General features: G+C 55.5%; 18 protein-coding genes. 11 read left to right on the forward strand and 7 right to left on the reverse strand.

Translation table 11 applies throughout. From position 1 onward, the window contains the following. Nucleotides 1-5 precede the first annotated feature (5 nt). From R1T46_RS10630 to R1T46_RS10645, 4 genes are all read left to right on the forward strand, one after another. Nucleotides 6-1,775: an SLC13 family permease gene (locus tag R1T46_RS10630; RefSeq protein ID WP_317308230.1), complete on the forward strand. Its 1,770-nt coding sequence runs from the start codon at nucleotides 6-8 to the stop codon at nucleotides 1,773-1,775. A 54-nt stretch (nucleotides 1,776-1,829) separates the two neighbouring features. Further along, nucleotides 1,830-3,227, forward strand: coding sequence for an MBL fold metallo-hydrolase (locus tag R1T46_RS10635; protein WP_317308231.1), 1,398 nt, complete (start codon nucleotides 1,830-1,832; stop codon nucleotides 3,225-3,227). 35 nt (nucleotides 3,228-3,262) lie between these two features. Continuing rightward, nucleotides 3,263-4,525 carry a Vi polysaccharide biosynthesis UDP-N-acetylglucosamine C-6 dehydrogenase TviB gene (gene tviB / locus R1T46_RS10640; RefSeq protein ID WP_317308232.1) on the forward strand — a complete coding sequence of 421 codons (1,263 nt, stop codon included), beginning with the start codon at nucleotides 3,263-3,265 and terminating at the stop codon, nucleotides 4,523-4,525. A 230-nt stretch (nucleotides 4,526-4,755) separates the two neighbouring features. Next, complete coding sequence (locus R1T46_RS10645; protein ID WP_317308233.1) at nucleotides 4,756-5,124, forward strand: histone-like nucleoid-structuring protein, MvaT/MvaU family; 369 nt, start codon at nucleotides 4,756-4,758, stop codon at nucleotides 5,122-5,124. A gap of 50 nt (nucleotides 5,125-5,174) precedes the next feature. Here the strand turns inward: R1T46_RS10645 and R1T46_RS10650 are convergent, their stop codons facing one another. Both R1T46_RS10650 and R1T46_RS10655 read right to left on the reverse strand, forming a co-directional pair. After that, nucleotides 5,175-6,140, reverse strand: coding sequence for a diguanylate cyclase (locus R1T46_RS10650; protein WP_317308234.1), 966 nt, complete (start codon nucleotides 6,138-6,140; stop codon nucleotides 5,175-5,177). Between the two features lie 2 nt (nucleotides 6,141-6,142). Beyond that, nucleotides 6,143-7,159, reverse strand: a complete 1,017-nt coding sequence (locus R1T46_RS10655; RefSeq protein WP_317308235.1) for a response regulator — start codon at nucleotides 7,157-7,159, stop codon at nucleotides 6,143-6,145. 147 nt (nucleotides 7,160-7,306) lie between these two features. Between R1T46_RS10655 and R1T46_RS10660 the strand changes: the two genes are divergently transcribed. Both R1T46_RS10660 and sbcB read left to right on the forward strand, forming a co-directional pair. After that, the gene (locus R1T46_RS10660) at nucleotides 7,307-8,167 is read left to right on the forward strand and encodes a hypothetical protein (protein ID WP_317308236.1); all 861 of its coding nucleotides are present in this window, start codon (nucleotides 7,307-7,309) and stop codon (nucleotides 8,165-8,167) included. 48 nt (nucleotides 8,168-8,215) lie between these two features. After that, on the forward strand, nucleotides 8,216-9,661 hold the full coding sequence (gene sbcB / locus R1T46_RS10665; protein WP_317308237.1) for an exodeoxyribonuclease I: 1,446 nt from the start codon (nucleotides 8,216-8,218) through the stop codon (nucleotides 9,659-9,661). Nucleotides 9,662-9,733: 72 nt separating this feature from the next. Here the strand turns inward: sbcB and R1T46_RS10670 are convergent, their stop codons facing one another. From R1T46_RS10670 to R1T46_RS10685, 4 genes are all read right to left on the reverse strand, one after another. Further along, entirely contained in the window at nucleotides 9,734-13,036 is a 3,303-nt protein-coding gene (locus R1T46_RS10670; protein WP_317308238.1) for an SNF2-related protein, read from the reverse strand. Nucleotides 13,037-13,087: 51 nt separating this feature from the next. Further along, nucleotides 13,088-15,085, reverse strand: coding sequence for a hypothetical protein (locus R1T46_RS10675; protein ID WP_317308239.1), 1,998 nt, complete (start codon nucleotides 15,083-15,085; stop codon nucleotides 13,088-13,090). A 318-nt stretch (nucleotides 15,086-15,403) separates the two neighbouring features. After that, on the reverse strand, nucleotides 15,404-15,790 hold the full coding sequence (locus R1T46_RS10680) for a type II toxin-antitoxin system VapC family toxin (protein WP_317308240.1): 387 nt from the start codon (nucleotides 15,788-15,790) through the stop codon (nucleotides 15,404-15,406). A gap of 1 nt (nucleotide 15,791) precedes the next feature. Next, complete coding sequence (locus R1T46_RS10685) at nucleotides 15,792-16,031, reverse strand: type II toxin-antitoxin system Phd/YefM family antitoxin (RefSeq protein WP_275704463.1); 240 nt, start codon at nucleotides 16,029-16,031, stop codon at nucleotides 15,792-15,794. Nucleotides 16,032-16,156: 125 nt separating this feature from the next. Between R1T46_RS10685 and R1T46_RS10690 the strand changes: the two genes are divergently transcribed. Continuing rightward, nucleotides 16,157-17,563: a plasmid pRiA4b ORF-3 family protein gene (locus R1T46_RS10690; RefSeq protein WP_317308241.1), complete on the forward strand. Its 1,407-nt coding sequence runs from the start codon at nucleotides 16,157-16,159 to the stop codon at nucleotides 17,561-17,563. 310 nt (nucleotides 17,564-17,873) lie between these two features. Here R1T46_RS10690 and R1T46_RS10695 read toward each other — a convergent pair whose 3' ends face one another. Continuing rightward, nucleotides 17,874-19,724: a flagellin gene (locus R1T46_RS10695; RefSeq protein WP_317308242.1), complete on the reverse strand. Its 1,851-nt coding sequence runs from the start codon at nucleotides 19,722-19,724 to the stop codon at nucleotides 17,874-17,876. 473 nt (nucleotides 19,725-20,197) lie between these two features. Here R1T46_RS10695 and R1T46_RS10700 point away from each other — a divergent pair, with 473 nt between their 5' ends. The 4 genes from R1T46_RS10700 (at nucleotide 20,198) to fliS (ending at nucleotide 25,022) form a co-directional block, all read left to right on the forward strand. Further along, nucleotides 20,198-21,781 (forward strand): flagellin, encoded by a 1,584-nt coding sequence (locus R1T46_RS10700; RefSeq protein ID WP_317305293.1) that lies wholly within the window; start codon nucleotides 20,198-20,200, stop codon nucleotides 21,779-21,781. Nucleotides 21,782-21,853: 72 nt separating this feature from the next. Continuing rightward, nucleotides 21,854-22,294: a flagellar protein FlaG gene (locus R1T46_RS10705; RefSeq protein WP_317305295.1), complete on the forward strand. Its 441-nt coding sequence runs from the start codon at nucleotides 21,854-21,856 to the stop codon at nucleotides 22,292-22,294. A 245-nt stretch (nucleotides 22,295-22,539) separates the two neighbouring features. Next, nucleotides 22,540-24,531 (forward strand): flagellar filament capping protein FliD, encoded by a 1,992-nt coding sequence (gene fliD, locus R1T46_RS10710; RefSeq protein WP_317305296.1) that lies wholly within the window; start codon nucleotides 22,540-22,542, stop codon nucleotides 24,529-24,531. 89 nt (nucleotides 24,532-24,620) lie between these two features. After that, nucleotides 24,621-25,022: a flagellar export chaperone FliS gene (gene fliS / locus R1T46_RS10715; protein WP_317305297.1), complete on the forward strand. Its 402-nt coding sequence runs from the start codon at nucleotides 24,621-24,623 to the stop codon at nucleotides 25,020-25,022. The last annotated feature ends 9 nt before the right edge of the window (nucleotides 25,023-25,031 follow it).

The raw sequence follows: 25,031 nt of genomic DNA on the forward strand, positions 1-25,031 counted from the left end.
CGCCTATGGCGTGGGAAGCCATTGTTACCCTGTTGACACTGTTCTCGGTTCTTGCAGCGCTGGTGATTACACGAGTATCTGCAGATCTGGTGTTGATGTCGGCTCTGGCGTTCCTGCTGATTACGGGTATCCTCGGGCCGGCTGATGCGTTGGCAGGGTTTGCCAACCCCGGCGTGATTACCATCGCAACGCTTTACGTGGTGGCTGCCGGCCTGAAAGAAACCGGGGCCGTCCAGTGGATTGCCCGTCTGCTGCTCGGGCATCCGAAGACCGAAAAAGGTGCGCAGCTACGTATGCTGGCGCCCACCGGTATTCTCAGTGGTTTCATGAATAATACGGCCGTTGTTGCCATGTTCATCCCCGCCATCCAGGACTGGGCCCAGCGCCTGGGTATTCCATCCTCCCGCCTTCTTCTGCCCCTGAGCTATGCCGCTATTCTGGGCGGTACTTGCACGCTGATTGGTACCAGTACCAACCTGGTGGTGGACGGTATGCTGCAAGCGCGCCTGGGGATAAATCTGGGGTTGTTTGAATTGGCCTGGGTTGGCGTGCCCCTGTTGTTGGTGGGCGGTTGCTACCTGGTGTTGGTGGCCTCCCGGATACTGCCGGACCGGGGTGGCATGCGGGAGGAACTGGAGCAGGTTCGGGAATACGGTGTAGAGGTGGAAGTGGATGGCAATGGCCCGTTGGTGGGCAAAACCGTGGCTCAGGCTGGTTTACGGGCGCTCAATTATGGCTACCTGACAGAGATCGATCGGGGAGGCCGGCTGATTACGGCGGTAGAGCCGGACCGCATGCTGCAACCAGAGGATAAGTTGTATTTTGTGGGAGCGCCGGAGTGCGCCAGCGAGCTTCGACGGATTCAAGGTCTGAAGCCTGCCCATGCCAGTATCCAGAAACTGGACCTGGCCAATCATCAGCGCTGTTTGGTGGAGGTGGTCTTAGGGCAGGAATTCACGGCGCTGGGGAAGACAGTACGGGAGAGCCGTTTTCGTACTCGCTTTAACGCCGCGATTCTTTCGATTTCCCGTGAGGGTAACCGGGTGCCGGGAAAACTGGGCGATATCACCTTCCGGATGGGCGACACCTTGTTGCTGGAAGCCAGCCACCAGTTTGTGGAGCAGTATCGCTTCCGCCGGGACTTTCTGTTGGTCAGTGCCCTGAATGATTCCACGCCACCGGATTTCCACAAGGCGCCTCGCGCCCTCGGAATTCTGTTGCTGATGGTCGTGGCCAGTGCCACCGGCTTGTTGCAGATCATCGAGGCTGCGTTCCTGGCCGCGGGCGCGATGATTGTGACGGGCTGCATTACGGCAAGCCGCGCCCGCCGCAGTGTGGATTTGCCGGTGCTGGTGGTGATTGCGGCCTCCTTTGCGCTGGGCAATGCCATGACGGAAACTGGCGGAGCCGAGTGGGTAGCGACCAGCCTGCTGGGCCTGTTCGGCCCCCTGACGCCCTGGCTGGCGCTGGCGTTGGTTTATATCCTTACGGCGGCGTTTACCGAAGCCATCACCAATAACGCGGCGGCGGTGCTGATGTTTCCCATCGCGTTGGCGGTGTCTGAACAATTGGGCGTTCATTTCCTGCCGTTTGCGGTGGCCGTGATGTTCGCCGCTTCTGCCTCGTTTATTACGCCGCTGGGTTATCAGACTAATCTGATGGTTTATGGTCCCGGCCGATATCAGTTCATGGATTACGTGCGTTTGGGCTTTCCATTGAGCCTTCTCGTAGGTTCGACCGCAATTGGTTTAATCCCCCTTGTCTGGGGGTTTTGAGCGGATTGGGGATATACTGACAAAAGCGGTTTATGAACAACAAGGATGTGTTTGATGATCGAGATAAAACACCACGGAGCGGTGACCGGCGTAACCGGCTCCTGCCATGAACTGCTTGTTGGCCGTTCTGGCATTCTGATTGATTGTGGCCTTTTCCAGGGCGACGATTCGAGTAACGGCGCCAATGCCTCGGATCTTTCCATTGATTTTCCCATTGACCACATCCGTGCGTTGGTGGTCACCCATGTACACATCGACCATGTCGGTCGCATTCCCTATCTTCTTGCCGCCGGATTTGAGGGGCCGATTATCTGTTCGGAACCTTCGGCCATTATGTTGCCGGAAATTCTCGAGGATGCCCTGAAGATTGGCTTCACGAGGGACCGGGCGTTGATCGAGCGAGTGCTGGGACTGATTCGATCTCGCCTCGTGCCGGTTCCCTATGGGCAGTGGCATCCTGTGTTTGACGGCGAGGGAGCATCGCTTTCCGTGAGGTTGCAGAGGGCAGGGCATATTCTGGGCTCGGCTTACGTAGAATGCGAAGCCGAGTGTGACGGCGACTTCGAGCGGATTGTGTTCAGTGGAGACCTGGGCGCACCCCATGCGCCGTTATTACCAGAGCCTCAGTCGCCAGAGCGGGCGGACCGGGTGGTGATTGAGAGTACCTACGGTGACAAGGACCATGAGAGCCGGGAAGAACGGCGCTATCGGCTGAAGGCAGTGCTGGAACATGCCCTTGAGGATGGTGGCACGGTGCTGGTGCCTGCCTTTAGCATTGGGCGAGCGCAGGAGTTGCTGTACGAGATTGAAAGCCTGATCCACGAGTTCGGCAGTGATGACGTCGCCCCGGACTTGCCATGGCGGGATCTCGAGATTGTTGTGGACTCGCCGCTGGCCGCTACTTTTACCCGTATCTACCGGGACCTTAAACCCTTCTGGGACGCCGAAGCCACCGAATTGGTCAGCCAGGGTCGGCACCCGCTGTCGTTCGAACAACTCACGGTGATCAACAGCCATGAAGACCACCTCAATGCCGTCGATTACCTGGCAAAATCACATCGCCCCTGCGTGGTGTTGGCCGGTTCCGGTATGTGCGCTGGAGGGCGCGTGGTGAACTACCTTAAGGCGATGTTGGCGGATGAACGCAACGATGTGCTGTTCGTCGGCTATCAGGCCAAGGGCACGCCGGGCAGGGATATTCTCACCTATGGGCCGCGTGGTGGTTGGGTAGAGTTTGACGGCCAGCGTTACGACATTCGTGCCCGGGTTCATCAAGTTGGTGGTTACTCCGCCCACGCAGGGCAATCGGATCTGCTAAGGTTTGTGAGCGGTATTGAGCCGCTACCAACGGAGATCAGGATTGTGCATGGAGATGCGCAAGCCAAAGAATCGTTGAAAGGTCAATTTCATTCCTTGGGATTAACGGGGATAATGATTCCCGGTTTGGCCTGAATCATTCTATATGTCATTAAAGGATTGATGGGATCATGAAGAGAATTGCCGTAATTGGTTTGGGGTATGTTGGTCTGCCCTTGGCAGCAGCGTTTGGCGTAAAGCACGATATTGTCGGCTTTGATATCAATCCGAAGCGAATCGCCGAATTAAAGGACGGTGTCGACTTTACCCGGGAGGTTTCGAAAGAAGAGCTGTCGGCTTCGAAAGGCCTGTCTTTTGCAGATTCCCTGGACGGTATTCGCGCTTGTCAGATCTATATTGTGACAGTTCCTACTCCGATTGATGAATTCAAATCCCCGGATTTAACGCCATTAGTCAAGGCCAGTGAGAGTGTGGGGAAGGTGTTAAAGCGTGGCGATATCGTTATTTACGAGTCCACGGTCTATCCTGGAGCCACCGAAGAAGTGTGCGTCCCCATTCTGGAAAAAGTATCCGGCCTTGTCTTCAATCAGGACTTTCATGCCGGCTACAGCCCGGAGCGAATTAACCCCGGTGATAAAGAGCATCGTATTACCACAATCAAAAAGGTGACTTCGGGCTCTACTCCAGCCATCGCTGATGAAGTGGATGCGCTTTATGCCGGTATTATTACCGCCGGCACTCACAAGGCCAGCTCCATCAAGGTGGCTGAAGCCGCCAAGGTGATTGAAAACACCCAGCGCGATTTGAACATTGCGTTGATGAATGAGTTGTCAATGATTTTTTCCAAGCTTAAAATTGATACTCACGAAGTAATAGCCGCCGCATCGACCAAATGGAATTTCCTCCCGTTCAAGCCGGGGCTGGTTGGCGGGCACTGCATTGGGGTAGACCCGTACTACCTGACCCACAAGGCCCAGGCCATTGGTTATCATCCGGAAATTATCCTGTCTGGACGACGTGTGAACGACAATATGGGCCCGTATGCGGCGTCTGAATTGGTGAAGGCCATGATCAAGGCAGGGCATACTGTTGCCAATGCTCGCGTGTTGATCATGGGCTTTACATTTAAAGAGAATTGCCCGGATTTACGTAATACCCGCGTCATTGATGTCGTTAAAGAGCTATCCGAGTTTGGTTGTCGGGTAGACGTAACGGATTGCTGGGCAAACAATGAAGAGGCTGAACACGAGTACGGCATTACATTGAGCCAGAACCCGGAAAAAGCACAGTACGATGCGGTTCTTCTGGCGGTTCCGCACCGGGAATATGTTGGGCGTTCTTCCCATGATCTGCGCGAATACATGAAAGACAATGGGGTGTTGTTTGACCTGAAAGGCGTGTTGCCTTTAGGTGAAGCAGATTTGCGTTTGTAAATTTCATAGGTATTTAAATAAAACCAGCCTGCGGGCTGGTTTTTTATGGGTTACTTTTTCGTAAATGAATTACTTTGCCATGACTTGATTTATAGATTACTATTTTCAGTGACTTTTGGTCATATCCAAGAATTATCCATTCGAATGTACTGTACTTACTCCTTCGAGCTAATGTCAGCCTTCGAATATCGGCAAGTCAATAGTAGTTACTTAAATAAGGGTTTGTGTCCATGGCAAAGATTAACGATTACTACCAGAAAAAACAGCTTATGGAAAAGCTCTCTGAAGAACTGGCGAAATTGGAGCAGGATCAGGCACTGAAAAGCGAACTTGAGTTTGAAAACAAGGTTCGTGACCTGATGAAGAAGTATGACAAGTCGCCGAAAGATGTTCTCCAGATTCTGGGCGCCATTGATCCGTCCATTTCCGGAGCCAAAACTGACACGTCCACAGGTAGCCGTCCCAAGCGTCCGATGAAGACCTACAAGAACCCGAACACGGGTGAAGTGGTCAAGACACGTGGCGGCAACCACAAAGTATTGAATGAGTGGCGCCAGAAGCATGGGAAAGAAACCGTGCAGAGTTGGCAGCAGGACTGATTTTCCGCCCCCTCTCCCCCTGCCCCTCTCCCGCGAGGGGAGAGGGGAGCTTATGTTCCCTTCCCAAATACCACCACCCGATTTCTTCCTCCTTCCTTAGCCGCATACAACGCCTCATCTGCCTGCTGTAACCATTGCATATGATTCTCCGGCCCATCCGTTAAGGGCGCGATACCGATGCTGACGGTGTACTGAATTGGCGCTACTGTGGTTTGAACGATGCTGTTCTGGATGGCTTCTCTTATGCGCTCGCAAATTACCCTGGCACCTTCAATGTCGGTTTCCGGCAGGATGATGCCGAATTCTTCGCCGCCGTAGCGACCGGGACTGTCGGATTGCCGAAGGCTGTCTTTCATAACTTTGGCGGTGTACTTGATGACTTCGTCTCCGGCGAGGTGGCCGTGGGTATCGTTCACCGCTTTGAAGTGGTCTATGTCGAACATAACCAGGCAGGTATTGTGGCCGTAACGGCGGTACCGTTCGTATTCGGCGTCGAGCAGGTTCTCCCACGTGCCTCGGTTGAGCAGGCCGGTCAGGCGGTCGGTCATGCTCAGCTTGGCGAGTTGCTCGTTAGCGGTTTCCAATGCCCGCTTACTGGTGGCAATGTCGGTGACGTCGTAGACCATCAGGCAGATTTTCTCGACCTGTCCATTCGGCCCGGAGAGAGGGCTGATAGTCAGGTTCTGGAACATGTAGTCTTCGGTGCCGGTGATCGGCCGGGTATTGCGAAAGCGGAATAGGTAGGGCCGCTGTTCCCAGGAGGTGAATGCCCGGGTGTTGAGCATGGCGACTGAATCCACCTTGCGGGTTAGCCAGGCTTTGGGGATGTCCGGGAACACGTCAAACAGAACCTGCTCGCGAATCTTGCTGGCGGTGAGGCCGCTGTGGTGTTCCATAAAGCCGTTCCAGGCCTGCACCCGGAAATCCAGGTCCAGCACCACCAGGCCGACTTCCACCGATTCCAGCATGTCCACCAGCCAGTGGAAGGTGCTTGCTTGTATCTCTTTCATGGCCATGGTTAATCCACCAGGTACTGTAGTCGTTGTTCAAGGAAGGGTACTGAGTCTTCCGTCAGCAGTACCAGCATGTCGCAACGGATGTCCCGGTCTTCCAGTTCATAACTGATTTCAATGCACAGCAGCTTTTCCTGACGGGTGCTGTGGTGTTCCAGAAGATCTCCGATCTGTCGATGTTGTCCCAGGACGGTCGGATGACCAAGGCCGAGCTTGAGGTCTAATTGGTCGCCAATGCCCTTGAGGAAGGCGCCAAACAGGATGCTGGACATGTCCATGAGCACCTCCACCTGGATGCTTTCGGTGTCCATGTCGTCGTAATGGAGCAGTTCGGCCATGTCGTTGAAGCTGGCGTCGGCAAATAACAGAAGGGCTTCACCCGCAATGCCTGCGCCGGTAAATCCCTGGCAGACGGCGGAGTAGTTGCTGTCGGCATGGGCGACGGAGATCGCCATGCTGAGTTCCGAGCGGGCAATCATTTCCACCCGGGGTATGGGCTGTTTGACAAAGACACGCAGCAGTCTTGCCAGCAGGTCGGACGAGCGGCCCATGGCAACGTTGGCGATTTCCTGGAGATAGTCGTTCAGGGTGACCGGGGCGTCTGCTGAAGGGAGGTCAGTGATGGCCTGCTCCTGGTCTTTCTCCAGATCTTCAGCGCGCAAAAAGCCGTAGTCCCGAAGTAGCTGTAAAACCAGGTCAGTGTCCGTGGGTTTTTTAATGAACTCGATGGCGCCGAGCTTACGGACTCGAGCGCGAGCTTCCGGTTGGATATCGCCGGAAACGACGATCGTCAACACCGGGAGATCCTCTTTCAGAATGGCGTCCAACACCTGGTAGCCATCCATCTCCGGCATGTTGAGGTCCAGAAACATCAATTCGCCGGCACCGGCACGGAGTTTTTCCAGGGCATTACGGCCATCGAATGCGAAGGTAACTTCAGCGTTCCAGTTTTTGGGTAGAGCGCGGGCCATTTGTTTTCGGGCAAGTGAGGAGTCATCGCAGATTAGAACGCGAGTGGTCATGGGGGCTCCGTTTTATTTTTTCGCCTCAGTATAGCAGCGCCTGATCCGAATTCTATGCCCTGTGAACTATCTCACTCTATTGGGCCGGTTGCCTGGGATATAGTGCTTCTGCGGTCATAACAAGAATTGATTCAGAGACACGACACTATGAGACAGGATGCTTGTTGGTATGCTGTCCCTCTCACCATATGCCTGGGTATGTCGCCTGTTGCCCTGGCAGAGTTGGAGCCTATTTCCGAACAGGAGATGAGCCAGGTGCAAGGGCAGGCAATGATGACGGTGGATCATGTGGATGGAGTGAACCACCGGTTTACCCGCGTGACACTGGGTGTGGACGCAGAAACCCGGCTGAACGCAGATGGTGTGGTGATGGGCGGGGATGATTCCGGTGCCGATCTCGACATCAAGAATTTCGCGCTCGGCCACTATGTGCGTGACGACACCCGTGTGCAGATTGACGGCAACACCTACAACGTGGACGACGTGGTTCCATTTGAGGGTGTTGAGCCCTATCTCGAACTGGCTGAAAGGGAGGGTCAGCTCTCCGGTTTTCGTTTTGGCCTGAACCAGGCTCGGGGCACGCTTTCTGGTGAGATCGCCAGCTTCAGCGGCAATCTGAACCTGAAAATCAACGATGCCGACGGCAACCCAGTAGACGCCATGCTGTTCGATGATGCCGGAGTGGCCACCAATCACCGGGCAACACAGATAGGCCTGGCGGGTGACGACGGAACCTGCAGCCAATGTGTGCCGCTGACCAATCTATTGTCCATGGATATTGGCGTGGACAATGGCGATGGCACTGTTGGCTTTACGGAAGACCTGTTTCTGGCGTTCCAGCGCGAGTCCGTGGACTGGCAAGACCTGGGCGGTGCAGGCGCTATCCAGGGGCCGGAAGGTGTGTTCCTGAATTTGCCCACCAGCATGACGCTGGACATGCAGACCCTGCAAAACGGCGTTCAGCGGGAGCGCACGCATTACGTGGATCGCGGTACCGGGATGTTTTGATTACACTACCCTGCATTCAATCATTCACGTAATGCAGGAGTTCTCTCGGTGATCCGCTCTTTCTACTGGCACGACTACGAAACCTTTGGTGTCGATCCCTTGCACGATCGTCCGTCCCAGTTTGCCGGTGTGCGTACCGATGCGGACCTGAACATCATCGAAGACCCTCTGATCATCTACTGCGCGCCTGCGGACGACTACGTACCGTCGCCGGAGGCCTGCCTGATCACCGGTATTACTCCGCAAAAGGCGCTGGAAAACGGCTTTCCCGAGGCGGAGTTTATAGCTCAGATCAATGAGGCTTTCAGCCAGCCTGGCACCTGCGCTGTGGGTTACAACAGCCTGCGTTTCGATGACGAAGTATCTCGCCACACCCTGTACCGCAATCTTCGCGATCCCTATGCCCGGGAATGGCAGAACGGCAATTCGCGCTGGGACATCATTGATATGGTGCGCCTGACCTACGCGCTGAGGCCGGAGGGCATCCACTGGCCAAAGAAGGAAGACGGTAGCCCCAGTTTCAAGTTGGAAGAGCTCACGGTCGCCAATGGCATCGCCCATGAAGCCGCTCACGATGCCCTGTCGGACGTGGAGGCCACCATTGCGGTGGCGAAGCTGATCAAGGAGAAGCAGCCCAAGCTGTTTGAGTTTGTACTGCAAAACAAGGACAAGCACTCTGCCCGCGCCATGCTGGATACCGCCAGTATGAAGCCGGTATTCCACATTTCCGCAAAGTACCCGGCCACCCGTGGCTGCTGCGCAATGGTGGCGCCCGTTGCGGATCACCCCAGCAACAAGAACCTGGTGATCGCGTACGACCTGCGCGAAGACCCCAGCGAGCTGATCCACGCCACGCCTGAGCAGATTCGTGAGCGGGTATTTACTTCCCAGGCAGAGCTAGGGGAGGGCGTGAGTCGTTTTCCACTCAAAGGCGTGCAGCTGAACAAGTGCCCGGTACTCGCTCCGGCCACCATGCTGAAGTCCCTCTCTGAAGAACGGCTTGCCGAATTAGAACTCGACGGCGCCAAACTGCGGGAGCACCTGGCCATCCTCCGCAAAGCCCCGGACCTGCCAGCCCGAATTGCCCAGGCCTTCGACCAGCCCCATGAAGGCGACCTGACGGACCCGGATGAACAGCTTTACGCTGGCGGCTTTATCAGCAAAACGGACCGCGAGAAGCTCAACTGGCTATTGCAACAGCCGGTGGAAACCCTGGGAGAGCAGGAAGTACGGTTTGAGGATGGGCGCCTGGAAGAGATGCTGTTTCGCTATCGGGCGAGGAATTACCCTAATACGCTGATCGGTGACGAGATGGAGCGCTGGGAAGAATTCCGCAGTCAGCGCTTGATGAATCCGAAAAAAGGTTGGCGATCACTGGAGGAATTTGGGCATGAACTGCAACGCCTGGCCGCCGATCCGGAGCTCACGCCGGATCGGCGGCACGTTCTGGAGGAGCTTCACCTTTATGGTGAGTCGCTGATTCCTTACGTTTAGCGCCTGCGCTGTAAAAATGGGGTCAGACCCCAAGACATTTCATTGTGCCAAATGTCCGGGGGCCTGACGCCATTATTTTTCGAAAAGCACGGAGATGTCGTCGGCTGTTATTGCGGAGCTGAAGGTGTCTGCGTTGCCGTACAGGCCGTCGGCCAGTTTGCTTTTCCGGGCTTGCAAGGCCTGGATGCGCTCCTCTACCGTGCCTTCGCTAATCAGGCGGTATACGAAGACTGGTTTGTCCTGGCCAATGCGCCAGGCGCGGTCGGTGGCTTGTTGTTCCACTGCGGGGTTCCACCATGGGTCGTAGTGGATCACGCAGTCGGCCGCGGTGAGGTTCAGGCCGGTGCCGCCGGCTTTCAGGCTGATGAGGAAGATCGGGCTTTCGCCGCTCTGGAAGCGTTTGACCGGAGTGGCCCGGTCTCGGGTCTGGCCGGTGAGTTTTTCATAGCGGATTCCCGCGCTCTTGAGGGCGTTCTCAATCAGCGCCAGCATGCTGGTGAACTGGGAGAACAGGATAACCTTCCGGCCTTCTTCCAGCAGTTGTGCCAACATGTCCATCAGGTACTCAAGCTTGGCGGAGCCTGCGGTTTCATCGCCGTTGAGCAGGGCCGGGTGGCAGCAGATTTGTCGGAGTTTCAGCAAGGCATCGAGTATTTCAATCTGACTGCGGGCGGCGCCTTTATCGGCCAGCAGTTTCCGGATGCGTTGGTCCATGGTGGCGCGAACGGTTTCGTATAGGTCCCGCTGCTGGCGGTTCAGCTCCACGTGGCGGACGATTTCGGTTTTCGCTGGCAGCTCTGGTGTCACCTGATCTTTGGTGCGGCGGAGCATGAAGGGGCGAACCCGGCGGCTGAGCTCGGCCCGGCGGGCGCTATCTCCGTTCTCTTCAATGGGCTTGCGGTAGTAATCCCGGAAGGTTTTCTGGTCGGCCAGATAGCCCGGGAGCATCAGATCGAACAGCGCCCAGAGTTCCCCCAGGTGGTTTTCCATGGGCGTGCCGGTGAGCGCAATGCAGTTCTGTGCAGGCAGCCTGCGTGCTGCTTTGGCCATGATGGTGGCCGGGTTTTTCAGGTACTGGGCTTCGTCGAAAAAGGCCAGGCTGTAGCTCTGGTTCTTGTGCTGATCAATATCCCTGTGCAGTAACGGATAGCTGGTGATGACCAGGTCGGCGCTGGCTACCTGGTCAAATAACGGTTTTCGGCGGTTCCCGTGTATTACCAGGCAATTCAGGCCGGGGGTGAACTTTTCCGCTTCCGCTTCCCAGTTGGCAATCAGGGTGGTGGGGCAGACCACTAGCGCAGGTGCATTCAGACGAGCGTTGGATTTTTCAGCCTGAATGCAGGCCAGGGCCTGCAGGGTTTTGCCCAGTCCCATGTCGTCCGCCAGAATGCCGCCCAGGCCATATTCCCGTAGAAACTGCAGCCAGTTCAGGCCGTCCTGCTGATAGTGGCGCAGTTGTGCTTTTACTTCTTTGGGCAGCGGCACCTCGGCCAAGGCCTGGAAGTTGGTCAGTTTTTCGCTCAGGGCGCGCAGTTCGGCACTGCTTTGCCAGTTGGCATCGACCTCCCCCATGACCTGTGCCGCATCCAACTTTGGCAGCTTCAGTGTGCCGTCACTGTCCCGCGCCATCAGGCCCAGAAGGGTTTGCGCCAGTGGCCGGATGCGGTCCGATGGAACCCGGATCAGCGTGCTGCCGTTGTGCAGCCAGAGGGTGTCTGGCAGGGTGTCTTCGTTACCGGCTTCGATGTCCAGATACGCCAGTGCCTGTTGTAGCAGCGGAATCAGATCAAGGCGGGTGCCGTTGTAGTCAATGCCCACTTCCACATCGAACCAGCCGGGCGCGTCGTCATCCGGGCGCAGGTTGCCGTGGAGTTCATCAATGTCAACAACGGGCAGGTCAAAACTGTCGTCCATTTCGATCTGCCAGCCCTCAGTATCTAACTGTGGAAGTTCGAAGGCGATGAAATTGAGCCAGGCTTCCCGGCTGGGCAGCGTGAAATCAAGGAAGGCGCTCTGGGGGAGCGCATTGAGTATGTCGTCGTCAAACTCATCTCCCATGACACCGATCATCTGGAAGTCTGGCAGGCCATGGTGCAGAAAATCTATCTCTTCATCTTCATCCCGAATGATCAGAACAGGTCCTTCGGGCGTTTGCACCAGGATGCGCGCTTCCTGCTCGGCAAACGGTATCCGGTGCTCCTCGTAGCTGAAGACGAGGCGGGCCATCAGCAAGGGCGGCTGGGTGCCCGGTTGCGGGTGTTCAAGACTGTAGAGCTGCAAGATGGGCTGGGGATCGGCCTCGATAATCTCCGGTGCCTGGAAGGATTCCGGCAGTAACGCTCCGGTTTTTTGCATCAGTGGGGACAGATCCGGCAGGGCTTCCTGTAATTGGGCCTCTGTGAGTGGAGGGCACTGCTCCAGTAATGCGGCTGTGTCTGCGTCCAGATTGCTTTGTACCCGGCCGATGCTGTGTGCCTGTTCATCCAGATAATAGGTCGGTGCTGTGTCCAGTAATTGAATGTGTGACGGTAGTTCCTTGCTGACCAACTGCCAGTGGCGGCTCTCGGGTAACTGTAGCCACTCGAAGCCGGTTTCAATGGGCTCTCCCGGTTGCAGCGGCGGGCTGCTGGTGGAGCCGATGAACAGGCGGCCGGTTTGCAGTGCCGCCTCAAGAAAATGAGCACCGCTGGTGCCTTCCAGCACAGGTTCAACCCGGAAAGACGTCGGCAGGGCGTTCAGCCAGGTGAGCGGTGCAATGTCACTTTCCTGCAGGTATTTCGGGCGGTCGTGTTCCAGATTTCGGCGGCCCCAGGGAATGGTTTTGGAACCGGCAGACAATCCCCCTGTTTTGCGTTGCCGCACTTTATTGACGGTTACCGTTGGCCTGCGCTGATGGGGGCCGACATGCAGCAGGTACGCCAGGCATTCGTTACTGTTGCTCCGGGCGGCCTCGCTGGTGAGCTTGCCGATTCGCTCCAGCCAGATTTCGGCTGTGTGCTCGCTGTTTCTGGGCCGGGCCTCCTGTACCTTACTGGCATCCACCATCGCTGCATCGTGATTCGCCTGAAAGATGACAGCGACTGCATGTTTGCATTGGAAACTCACGGGGCAACTGCAGAAAGTGTCGATTTTGTAGGGTGTATAGCGATCAAATCTCACTACCGTCTGATATTGCTGGTAATGGCTGCCAGCGACCTCGGCCCGAAGGACCTGAATGCTCATGCCCTCCACTTCCCGAACCAGATTCTGTACCCGGTTCTGGCTGAAATAGCGTTTTCCACGCTGGATGCTGTTGGTGTCGAAGGTAAGGTTCAGAGTATCGGTGTCAATGAGCATGGTTAGCCGGTTGTCGATATTGGTTGCGGGAGCTGGCAACCTACCTCAATGTTCGGGATTGCTCAAGATGGAGTTGGGCTCAGACCCCAATCAACGCCGCCGCTGAAAATAGACACTCAACCCTTGCCCCATCAGACTCTGCACCTCACTCCCCAGCGCTTCGGCCTGGATCTGCTTCTGCACAGGCTTGGTGGCCAGGCTATGGCAGTCGGTATCCCGGGCCTTGACCAGCTTCCATTCCACCTCGTTACTCACCAGCGCCATTAACTCCTTCAACTGGGCGGTATCCTGTTCACTAAACCACCGGTCGCGGCAGCCGCCCAGGCCGTAGAAGTCGTTTTCAGCGATCAGGGACTGCCATACGGGATCCTGCCGGTTGGTTAGTACCATGCGGCGGAGCTGGCGGAGGGCAGTGCGGGTGGGCTGCAGGCCGTGTTGGGCGATCAAGCGGCGGATCTGTTTGTCGCCGTCGGTCTGTTCGTTGACAGCGGTGTGCATGTGGACGACAGCACCGTTGCCAGTCGCTGAGCTGACCAGTGCCGCCAGGGATACGTCGGTCATGGTTTTTGAGGGCAGACGGTCGACTTCGATCCAGTGCACCTTGTGGTCGTCGGCGACGAATTGCTGGGCGATGGACCAGGGCCAGAACACGATATTGTTGATGCCCATTTCGCCTGAGAGCCGCGTTGCCTTGGCGATGTTGGCCAGGGATTCGTCTACGGCGATTACTTCCACGTCTTTCAGGTAGTGCGCCAGTTCCATGGCGCGCTGGCCGGACTGTGCGCCACACACCATGATCCGCAGTGTTTCCGGCAGTTGTTCGGTATTCATGCCCAGCTCTGTCGCCATCATGGTTTTCAGGCTGGATTCGGTACGGTATGCAAGCTTGGACCAGTTGGGCCATGCCTGGGGTACGTCGGTTTTGTCCAGGCAAAGCTCGGCTGATTTCTCGTCGAAACTCTGTTTGATGGCTTCTTCCGAGGCACGGTTGTAGTAGCTGGCGGCCATCATCCCCTGCATGGCAACCGGCCAGTCCACCAGGTTCCAGCGGCCAAGCTGCACAGCATACTTCTGATGGAACAGAGCGCCGTACATGGCACTGACGATCAGCGAACCGATCATGCCGTCCTGGTGCTCGCCCATGGCAAGCTGGGCGCAAATGCTGTCGTTGATGGCGGAGGCCAGCCGCTCTTCGTCGTCCTCCGCTGTCAGGGCGTAACCGGTGCGATCGGCGTAAACCGCCAGCGCCAGCGCCAGCGGCTGGAGTTCGTCCCGCAGTTCAACGGTTTGTGCCACTTCGGCAATGATCGCCCGGCGCAGCAGGGTGGCCAGCTCTTCCACGGCTGGATCTGGCATCAGGGTTTTTTCCAGTGCCAGGATCAGCAGTTCGTCCTCGCTGGCGGCGTCCAGAGCCACTTGAGCATTCGGGTTTTCCAGATCGTATTGCTGGCGGATGATGGTACCCACGAACCGGCCGATTTCCTGGTGGGGAAGGCCGTCATGACGCAGCAGGAGGATCGCGTCCCTAACCAGTTTGGTATCGACCCTGTTGACATCCAGGTGCTCGGCGCAGGTCAGCATACCGCTATAAATGGACGGCCATTCCAGGCCGGTTTCCAGCAGCTTACGGTAATGCAGGTAAGCCACATCAAACTGGCCCTGCAGTCGCTTGGCATGGGCAACACCGCAGAAAGCGGCGGCGGATTGCCGGTCCATCTCCAGCGCCTGAATGAAATATTGCTCTGCCAGGGCCGGGCGTTCTGATTTGATGGCCCAATAGCCGAGGTTGGTGAACTGCTGCGGTTGGGCCGGGTCCTGGCTGAGGCTGTCTGTGAACAGGGTATGTGCTTTCTGCAGCGCCCCGTCGTCCATTTCCACCCGCCCCAGCAAGCCGAGTGCCCCGGCATTGCCGGGTTCCTGCGCCAGTACTTCGTTCAGGTAGCCGCGGCATTCATAACGTGCCTTGACGCGCTGGACCAGCGACACGGGGCTGTTGGACTCGCCATAAGCCAGATTCGCCTGCAGCAGAAGCCGTGCGATATGAGCCTTTTGTGCATCGGTGGCGTGAACGTTGTGCTGTGCTTGCATGGGACACCTCGTAAAACCCAGCCGCGGCAACCGAGCGGCAATGGTCTGCAGTTTTTTGACGTTTTGCAGTGCTTTGAGGTGGAAGTAGCGAAACCCGTGCCAACCTGTAGGATTAGGCAAAGCCGTAATCCGACATTTTTTGGCCTGATGGATTCTGGGGCTGGCCCGGCGGAGGGGATACCTTTTCTTTGGAAAAAGAACTCGCTGCGCTCAGACACCTTTTTCTGGCAGAAAAGGTACCCCCACCCCCGGGCCGATCAAGTCTTTGGGGTATCCCCCGTAGGTCCAAAATCGGGGTCAGACCCCATTTAATTAGGCCTAAACCAGCCGAACAGGCCCCGGGTAGCGCCCAACTACATCATCAGAGGTAAGCAACAGGAAGCCTTCAGTTTCGGCCTGGGCGACCAGAATGCGATCGAAGGGATCTTTGTGAATGTCGGGCAGGTGGCTGACGGCAAGTGTATGTTGTGATGATATCGGCAATTCCAGATAACCATTGTCTACAAGGCCGCGTCTTAGCAGGTGCGGATCAACATGAAAATCGGTTCGGCCCAGGCTATTCTTTATAACCACTTCCCAGAGACTGGCTGCGCTGAAATACAGCCGGTTTTCCGCATTGCCGATGAGGGTTGCCGCTTCGGGAGAAAGCTTATCCGGCTGGGCCGCTGCCCATAGCAAAATGTGAGTGTCCAGAAGCAGGTTCACTTCAGCCTCCGAACATCTCAACGATTTCGTCCTGGCCCATCCGGTCGAAATCGTCCGGCACTGTGAATTCCCCTGCCATGAAGCCAATCCTTTTCTGCTGGCTTTCCTCGGGAGAATCGAAAGCCGTTACCCGGGCAACCGGCTTTCCCGCTTTGGCGATGATGAATGCTTCGCCCTTGGCGGCCCGGGCAACGAGTTGCGAAAGGCGGGTTTTCGCTTCGTGCATGTTGACGGATTCCATCGTGCACTCCGATTGGTTAGCTAGGTTTGGTTAGTCTATCATTGTTGAGTTCACTGAACTATCACATAATCGGACCAGAAAGTAAGCTGCGACGCATTTTAGCTATTCAAATCTCAGGAACCCCTATGTCTACCGAACCCCAAACCGCCTACCAACTTAAAGTGACCCTCTCCGGGGCCAAGCCGCCGATATGGCGGCGTTTGCTGATTGAGCCTGGCACCACTTTCCAGGACCTTCACCGCATTATTCAGATGGCCATGGGCTGGCAGGCCTCGCACTTGCATTTGTTCGAGGCAGAAGGCGGCATGCTGATTGGCGACCCGGCCGAGGACTTTGATGGCATGATGGAGTTCCGGGATGAGGCCGTTGTGCCGGTGTCCGCTGTGGTGTCAGAAGAAGGGCAGGCGCTGCGTTACGAGTATGACTTCGGCGATGGCTGGGAGCATCAAATCGTGCTTGAAAAGATCGCAGCCGTTGAGGTCGGTAGCGATACACTGCCACGCTGTATCAAGGCCGTGCGCCAATGCCCGCCGGAGGATGTGGGCGGATTGCCGGGCTTCTATGACTTTCTCGAGGCCATGGAAGATATGGCCCATCCCGAACACATCGCCGTTCGCGAGTGGTGCGGCGAATGGTTCGACCCGGACTTTGTCGATCTCGAACAGATTAACGCAGACCTTACCGAACGCGATGACTGGTTCCCGGAGGATCCTGAGCATGGCGCGCCCGCGGCCAGTGATTTTCGGGGTCTGAGCCCGGCCCAGGTGCATGAGTTGTTGCAAAACCCGCTGAACTGCCCCTCGGTTTTCAACCCTCTTTTTAATGCGGAGTCGGTGAACGAACTGCTCGATACCGCACCGGTTATCCGCATGGCCCGGGTGCTGGTGGAGGCGATGAAAGGAAAAGGCATTCGCCTGACTGGCAAAGGCAACCTGCCGCTCAAACACGTGAAGGCAATGATCGACGCAGGTGGGGAATCCGTTGTGGCGCCGATGGCCAGGTATTCACCGATTCGCTCCGAAGAACACGTGCTGGCGGTGATCCTTACCCGCATGTTGCTGGAAATCGCCGGCTATACCAAAAAACAGAAAGGCGTACTCTCCCTCAAGAAAACTGCCGGAACCAGGATGGAGAAAAAAGGCTGGCTGACCGTATACCGGGACCTGTTCTCCACCGTTCTAACTCGGCTCAACTGGGCCTCCATCGACCACTACGAAGGCCTGGATGAAGTGCACTACACCGCACCATTCTGCTTCTGGCTGCTGTCGGAGAAAGGCGGGCAGTGGAGACCAGTGGATGAATACCTGGACGACATGCTCAAAGCCTTTCCCCGGCTCCCGCTTGCCGCCTACCCGGTGGTCTACATGAGCGATGAGGAGCAGGCACGGTCTGCGCTGCGCTCGAGAATGCTGACGCTGTACCAGCTCCTAGGCCTGATCGATCTGGATCCGGAGCATGCACGGTTGCGGGATGAGGGTGAGCAGGTGATGCGGCGGACGGCGTTGTTTGAGGGGCTGTTTCTACGAAATTAATACCACGTTAGCCAGATTTCAGAATTGCCCGGAAAGTAATCTGAAATTCTGTACTGATGCAGTCGTTGACAATTCAGCAGGGAATTGCCGGTGGAGAAGGGGCTCGTTCAATGGGTGAGCTCAGAGCCGCAGCAAAGTATTTAGCCAGGGATGGAGACGCCAATGAATTAAATTCTCAGCAGGAAGGCTGAAGAAGATATTATCTCTATCTTTCACCACGAACGTGGAGGTTGGCTATGAATCCGGGTAGAACTCAAGAACCAAAACGGCCAGGTTTTAATCCCGGCCGTTTTGGTTTCACTAAGCAGGTTTAACCTTGCAACAACTGCAACACCTGTTGTGGCCTTGCGTTTGCCTGGGCCAGGACCGAGAGGCCGGCAGATTGCAGCACCTGTGTGCGGGCCAGTTCGGCTGTTTCGGCCGCGAAGTCCGCATCACGGATTCGGCTATTAGCGGCCGATAGGTTCTCGGATGTTGTACTCAGATTGGCTATGGTGGACTCGAAGCGGTTTTGCAGTGCGCCCAGCTCCGCTCGGAAGCCATTGATTTTGTCGAAGGCATAGTCGATAGCGACCAGGGCCTCTTCGGCGCCTTCCGGGGTTGATATGTTCAGTTCGTCCACGGTGACCGTGTTGTCCTCAACTGTCGCATCGTAATCTTGCTGCAGATCCACCGGGTCGCCGTTGGTGTCGAGAAAGTTCGGAGTGGTGATGGATACTGTGTAAGGTTCCCCAAACTGTGATGAGAAGATGATTTCATCGTTCGCTGAGTTCAGGTTAGCGCGAATGCCGGTGTCGACGGTTTCTGCATTCACTTTTGAAACAACGTCGTTCAGTGAGGTGGCACCTTCGATCAGAATATCCGTGTCATTGAGTTGGACATTGATATCAATTGGGGTCGCAGTTTCAAACTTATCAGCTAGCGTTACATCTTCGGCCGCAGCGATGCTGAAGTTAGGGTCGACGACTTCGTTCACGGTACCGCCATCGCTCGCTGTGGTACTGGAAATGTCATATGTGGTGGCGACGTCGTTTGACAGCTGAATTACAGTCCCATCATTTGTTGCGCCAAGGTCAGTATCGGGAGTAAAACCTGCGGCAGTTAAGCCGGCGTCCACGGCATCCGATAGATCGTCCAATGTGTTTCCGGTACCTGCTGCCAGAGAGAAGGTAACCTCTGTTGTGTTTGAGCTATCGTCAACAACAGTGAAAGAACCCTCGACACCCAAGTCCAGGTTCATAGCACCCGGATCGAATAGTGTAACGTTTGTGGTGCCGCCCGCAGCTGTCGAACCGTCAGTTGTTGAAACGGGTGCGCCCGTTACAGATACTTGGGTGCCCGTATCATCGGAAACATTGATGTCAGCATCGACAGCCGTATTATCGGTATTTGTGAAGACAATGGAGTTGCCATCATCGGAGACTCCGGCACTAATATCTGTCGAGGTTATAGCACCGTTAACGGCAGTTGCCAGTGCTTCGACATTCGCATAGCTGCCTGAGACGTTCACATCCTCACCACCGATAGTGGAATCGAACGTGATCGTGTTCGAGCCATTGAATGCCAGGCTTGAAAGATTAAGTGGTGTTTCCGCCGCTTCGCCCGCTTCCAGTGCTGAGGAAGAAAGACCTGACGTATTGGTGATAACTGACCCGATCTGGCTGCCCCGTGAGTCCAATCCACTCACTCCGATCGTTTCACCAGCGTTAGCGCCCACCTGAAAAGTTTGCTCACCAAAGGTTCCGTCCAGAACTTTCAACCCATTAAAGCTCGTCTGACTCGCCACGCGGTTTATTTCAGCAATTCGCTGCTGGACTTCCTGGTTGAGTGCCTCCCTGTCCGATGTGCTATTGGTGGCATTGGCCGACTGCACGGACAGTTCTCGAATCCGCTGCAAATTGTTGGTCACTTCGTCCAGCGCGCCCTCAGCGGTCTGGGATAGAGAGATGCCGTCGTTCGCGTTACGGGACGCCATGTTGATACCGGTGATCTGAGCTGCAAATCGGGTAGAAATGGCCAGGCCAGCAGCATCGTCTTTCGCCGAGTTGATACGCAGGCCAGATGAAAGCCGCTCCAGCGCCACATTGGCATCGCCCTGTGAAGTATTCAGGTTTCGCTGAGCATTCAGCGAAGCAATATTTGTGTTAATGACCTGAGGCATATCTTTTCTCCCTGCTCAGAGTTGCCGAACCCGGTGCCCGGTCAGATTGGGCGCCTTGCCGGCAGGAATTCAGTAAATTGCCGTTTTGCAGGGAGCCAAGCGAACGGCGTGCCAGTTTTAATATTTAGATTTTAATGCCATGAAATATATGGCGAAAAATGTGATTCAGTAGCTCCTGGATGAGACCATCCTGCCACATTGTCGTCACAGAGGAAGGAAGGCATTTGCCGCTTTTTTGGTCGGTTGGCCCGCTTGCTGGGGTCAGACCCCAGTGCATTTGGCCCTACGAAATGTTCTAGGGTCTGACCCCAAACTTAACGTTTTACATTCCTTTACAAAAACGACAGTTTTTTTTCTAAAGCAACCGCAGGGGGTGCCGTTAAGCATTGCAACAGGGCGGCGCTCCCAACCAAAAAAGAACGGGCGCCACACCTTTTCCATGAAATAACGACACATGTCGAAGGAGAAGCAATATGGCTCTCGGTATCAACACTAACGTAGCCTCACTGTCCGCTCAGAACCAGTTGAGCAGGTCTCAGGGTCAGAATGACCAGGCTCTGGAGCGTCTGTCCTCTGGTCTGCGTATCAACTCTGCTAAAGACGACGCCGCTGGTCTGGCGATTTCCACCCGTTTCAGCTCTCAGATTTCTGGTCTGAACGTTGCCACCCGTAACGCTAACGACGGTATTTCTCTGGCGCAGACTGCAGAAGGCGCTCTGAACGAAATCACCAACAACCTGCAGCGCATTCGTGAGCTGGCAGTTCAGTCTGCTAACTCCACTAACAACACTTCTGACCGTGAAGCGCTCAACGATGAAGTTACGCAGCGCATTGAAGAAATTGATCGGATTGCCAGTCAGACTTCTTTTAACGGCTTGAAGGTGCTGGATGGCTCTTTCAAGGATGCCGGGTTTCAAGTAGGTGCCAACGCTGGCGAGGTTATCAGTCTTGACTTGAGTGATAGCGCCCGTAGCGATTCTATTGGTTCTAAGGCGTCACTAGAGGCAGCTGATTTGAGCGCTACGTTCCAAACTGCGCAAGATGCGGTAGCATCGAGTTCGGGGGCAGTCAGCTTTTCAGCTTCCAGTGTCACTGAAACAGCCAGCTCAGATGCAACTTATAATGTTCAACTGACGGACGCCGATGGCAATGCCCTTCTGACTGGTGCTGAGCAAACAGTTTCTGCTGATGGTGCTTTGTCGAACACTCAGTTGTCGGATGCTATTGCAGGAATGGGGTTTGCTGCTGATGGCGACACCGAGAGCGGTTTCACCATCGACACTGGCGGAGCCACAATTGCTGACGCGGTGGCCAGTGGAACGATAACTTTTACTCGTGAAGACGGTCAGAACTTTGAGTTTGAAGCAGTGACAGGCGGCGCTGGTACATTAAGTGGCGATGCGTTCACGGCCATTGATACATCGTCAGAGTCAAATGGTGAAACCGCGGGTACTGTTGCTGTTGCAGCCGGTACCACCCTTGCCGCTGACGCATTTACCGTTAAAATCGGTGATTCCGAAGCCGTGGACTTGGAAGGCACCTACGAAACCAAGCAAGATTTAGCGGACGCTATTAACTCCAAAGTGAGTGGTGCTTTTGCTCAGGTAGATGCAGAGTCGGGCGCGTTGTCCATTGAGTCAGCAGAAGAAGTTACTATCGGCGGCAGCAATGCTACTCTAATCGGTGCATTTGATGGTGCGCTTGATGCAGATACAGGTGATATGACTGCAGCTGCAACTTCTGGGAGCCTAGACGATATTGATGTTGGAACAGTTGGCGGTGCCAACGATGCGATTCTGCGAGTTGACTCTGCTATTCAGCAAGTAAACGAACAGCGTGGCCAGCTCGGTGCGATTCAAAACCGCTTCGAATCCACCATTGCCAATCTGAGTACTTCTGTAGAGAACCTCAGCGCCTCCAACAGCCGCATTCTGGACGCTGACTTCGCGGCAGAAACCGCCAACCTGGCCAAGTCTCAGGTACTGCAGCAGGCTGGTATTTCGGTACTGGCACAGGCCAACGCACGGCCTCAGCAGGTTCTGTCCCTCCTGCAGTAATCGGGGCATAGCGGTAAAGCCGGGGCTCTCCAGCCCCGGTTTAACGCCGTTTGAGGATAGCGAGGTAAAGCTATGAATGACGTTAACCTGAACAGCCCGGATTTGAAGCTGGTTCGTTCCAGTGAACAGGCTCCGGTAAGGGCAATGTCGTCATCTCAGGCCGAAGGCAGGAATGCCTCAGCCCAAGTTGCTTCTTCATCCGTTGGTCGAGTGGACCGTGCACAGTCTCCTGCCCAGGCTCAGGAACCTTCTAAAGCTGAACGGCTTGAGAAACGAAATGAAGCTCAGAGGGAGCAGTTGGATGACGCGGTGTCGCAGCTGAACGATTTTGTTCAGACCGTCCAGCGGGATCTGCAGTTTGAAGTGGATAACGATCTTGGAAAGACGATCGTGAAAGTGGTTGATCAGTCCACACAGGAAGTGATTCGCCAGATTCCGGATGAGGTTGCATTGAGGTTGGCAGAAAACTTGCAGCAGGATGAACCGCTGACGCTGTTTAACATCAAGGTTTAGGGCTTTGCCGCTTTTGGCTTGATGTAAACGACGGACTTTCAGCACCGCCGCACCCGAGAGGGGCCGGCGGTGTTCTGCGTTTGGAGGGCGGGGTCTTATTCCCCCCCTCTCCCGCGAGGGGCGAGGGGAAGTAAAACGCCAGTTACGTGGGGTTACAAAAAGGTGAGTGAAAAAGGCAAAGTTTTGCCGCCTTTTGCCGATAAACTGATCAGTATCGATTTTCGCCCCCTTGAGGAGGCATGGTTATGGCAAGCATTTCATCGTTGGGTATTGGTTCCGGGGTTCTTACCTCGGATTTGGTAGATCAGTTGGTTGCAGCAGAACGCAAACCGACTGAAACCCGCCTGAACCAACAGGCTCAGCAAACTGAGACGCTATTGTCCGCCTATGGCAAGCTCCGTAGTGCTGTAACCGAGCTACGCCTGCCCATGCGTCAACTCAGCTCACCAGATAACCTGAAGGCCTTTTCTGCATCTTCCTCCAATGGGGATATCGGGGTATCAATCGACAGCACCAAGGCCAGTCGGGGTACTTACAGTGTTGAGGTGACTAGCTTGGCGTCAGCGCAGGCCCTGGCGTCCCAGGCGGTATTTGCAGACCGGGATTCGACCAGCGTTGGCCAGGGAACCCTGAAGCTTTCTGTGGGTGACAAGGTCACCGACGTCACAATTGATAGCAGCAATGATTCGTTGCAGGGATTGGCGAATGCCATCAATGAATCCGACGCTGGTGTTTCTGCCGGTGTAATCGATACCGGTAACGGTTACCAACTGGTGCTTTCAGCTGACGAAACCGGCACCGCCAACTCTGTAAGTATTTCTGTTAGTGGTGATACGGGCGGTACCAATACGGATAACGAGGGACTATCACGGTTCGCGTTCAACGACACCATGGATGCAGATGCTGGCCTGCAACAAACCATTGCCGCCAGCGACGCTGTGATGAAGGTCAACGGCGTTGAAGTTACCCGCTCAACTAATACTTTTGAGAATGTGATCGATGGTTTGACCTTTGATATCACTGCCGAGGGTGCATCGACCATCAAGGTTGAACAGGACTTGGGTGCAGTAGCGGACCGGGTTCAGGGTTTTGTCGACAAGTTCAATGCTCTGCAGTCCACCATCGATAGCCTCGCCGGATTCAATGCTGAAGCAGGACGAGGCAGTGTGCTGACGGGCGATTCCACGGTTCGTAATATCCAGGGCCAGTTGCGCAATATTCTTACCCGTGTCGTTCCGGGAATGGAGAACGCCAGTGTTCGCAGCCTTGCGGATGTTGGGATCACCACTAACTGGGAAACCGGCGGGCTCGAGTTTGACCAGGAAAAGTTCGAGGAGCAGCTCAAGGCCAATCCGGACGATGTTACTGCGCTGTTCGCTGAGCAGGGCAGAGTCTCTGATGGCCAGGTTGAATTTGTGCGCAGTGGTCTTGATACGCAGCCGGGGGAGTACGACATAAACGTGACTCAGGCTGCCACCCGTGGCCAGCTTATGGGTGGTTCTGCGTTGGGCGGCAGTTTCGATATCACCGACACCAATGATGAGCTGACCCTGAATGTAGACGGTAATATTACTGTGAACCTGGCTTTGACCCAGGGAACCTACGCCGACCAGCAAAGCATGCTGGACGAGATTCAGGCCCAGTTGGATTCCAATAATGCATTGAATGCGGCTGGCGTTTCGGTTCAGGCCGGGGTGGATGGTTCAGGTAATCTGAATTTCACTTCCTCCAGCTATGGCAGTGAATCTGGTGTTTCGCTGTCTTCTGCGGAAAATGCCGCGACTTTCGGCCTGGATACCAACACCAGTACTAAGGGGCTGGATGTGGCCGGCACCATTGGTGGCAGAACAGCCGAAGGTGATGGTCAGGTTCTGTTCTTGTCCAGTGGTAACGGGGGTGCTTCCGGGCTGCAGGTCCGGATTATGGGTGACCAGACAGGCGATCGTGGCTCCATCAATTTCATTGAGGGGGTGGGTGAGCGAACGGTAGACCTGGTCAGCAGTATGGTGGGTGTCGGTGGCGCTTTCGAATCACGCACAGACAGCCTTAACAGAGAGTTGGAGCAGATCCAGGAAAGCCGTATCAGGCTGGAAGAGCGGGTCACAGCCTACCAGGAGCGCCTGGTTAGCCAGTTCAGTGCAGCTGATTCGCTGATTTCACAGCTTAACAGCACCCGGGATTACGTCACCCAGCAGTTGGCGGCCTTGGCACCCAACGCGAACAATGGCAACAACTAAAGTTGCTAAATAGATTCGGACTCAGCCATACCAAGGGTATGGTGGCCAACACGGCATAACCGGAAAGCCGGTAAAAAAAGAGGTTGATTATGAACGGTTTACAGGCATACCAACGCGTAAACACCCAAACCAGTATCACCGATGCAGACCCGCACAAGCTGATCCAACTGCTCTATAACGGAGCTCTGGAGCGCATTAATATGGCCAAGGCCCGGATGCAGGCTAGAGACATAGAAGGCAAAGGCAAGCTGATCTCAAAAGCCATTGAAATCATCGGCGGCCTGCGCGGCTTTCTGGATCTCGAGAAAGGCGGTGATCTGGCGGTGCGCCTCGAATCACTCTATGATTACATGGAGCGCAGGTTATTTGAGGCCAACGCCCAAAACGACGTAGCCAAGCTTGATGAAGTAGCAGACCTACTGCGTTCGATTAAAGACGGCTGGGACGGTATCCGCGAAGAAGCGACCTCTCTGCAGCAAACGGCGGTGTGAACACGAGAT

Source organism: Marinobacter salarius, from assembly GCF_032922745.1.
Taxonomy (GTDB): Bacteria; Pseudomonadota; Gammaproteobacteria; order Pseudomonadales; family Oleiphilaceae; genus Marinobacter.

Excerpts from the sequence above, each read along its gene's own strand:
- R1T46_RS10660 (WP_317308236.1), top strand. The coding sequence starts at position 7,307 with ATGAGACAGGATGCTTGTTGGTATGCTGTCCCTCTCACCATATGCCTG.
- tviB (WP_317308232.1), top strand. The coding sequence starts at position 3,263 with ATGAAGAGAATTGCCGTAATTGGTTTGGGGTATGTTGGTCTGCCCTTG.
- R1T46_RS10700 (WP_317305293.1), top strand. The coding sequence starts at position 20,198 with ATGGCTCTCGGTATCAACACTAACGTAGCCTCACTGTCCGCTCAGAAC.
- R1T46_RS10650 (WP_317308234.1), bottom strand. The coding sequence starts at position 6,140 with ATGGCCATGAAAGAGATACAAGCAAGCACCTTCCACTGGCTGGTGGAC.
- R1T46_RS10690 (WP_317308241.1), top strand. The coding sequence starts at position 16,157 with ATGTCTACCGAACCCCAAACCGCCTACCAACTTAAAGTGACCCTCTCC.
- fliS (WP_317305297.1), top strand. The coding sequence starts at position 24,621 with ATGAACGGTTTACAGGCATACCAACGCGTAAACACCCAAACCAGTATC.
- R1T46_RS10645 (WP_317308233.1), top strand. The coding sequence starts at position 4,756 with ATGGCAAAGATTAACGATTACTACCAGAAAAAACAGCTTATGGAAAAG.
- R1T46_RS10630 (WP_317308230.1), top strand. The coding sequence starts at position 6 with ATGGCGTGGGAAGCCATTGTTACCCTGTTGACACTGTTCTCGGTTCTT.
- fliD (WP_317305296.1), top strand. The coding sequence starts at position 22,540 with ATGGCAAGCATTTCATCGTTGGGTATTGGTTCCGGGGTTCTTACCTCG.
- R1T46_RS10655 (WP_317308235.1), bottom strand. The coding sequence starts at position 7,159 with ATGACCACTCGCGTTCTAATCTGCGATGACTCCTCACTTGCCCGAAAA.
- R1T46_RS10705 (WP_317305295.1), top strand. The coding sequence starts at position 21,854 with ATGAATGACGTTAACCTGAACAGCCCGGATTTGAAGCTGGTTCGTTCC.
- R1T46_RS10695 (WP_317308242.1), bottom strand. The coding sequence starts at position 19,724 with ATGCCTCAGGTCATTAACACAAATATTGCTTCGCTGAATGCTCAGCGA.
- R1T46_RS10635 (WP_317308231.1), top strand. The coding sequence starts at position 1,830 with ATGATCGAGATAAAACACCACGGAGCGGTGACCGGCGTAACCGGCTCC.
- R1T46_RS10685 (WP_275704463.1), bottom strand. The coding sequence starts at position 16,031 with ATGGAATCCGTCAACATGCACGAAGCGAAAACCCGCCTTTCGCAACTC.
- R1T46_RS10675 (WP_317308239.1), bottom strand. The coding sequence starts at position 15,085 with ATGCAAGCACAGCACAACGTTCACGCCACCGATGCACAAAAGGCTCAT.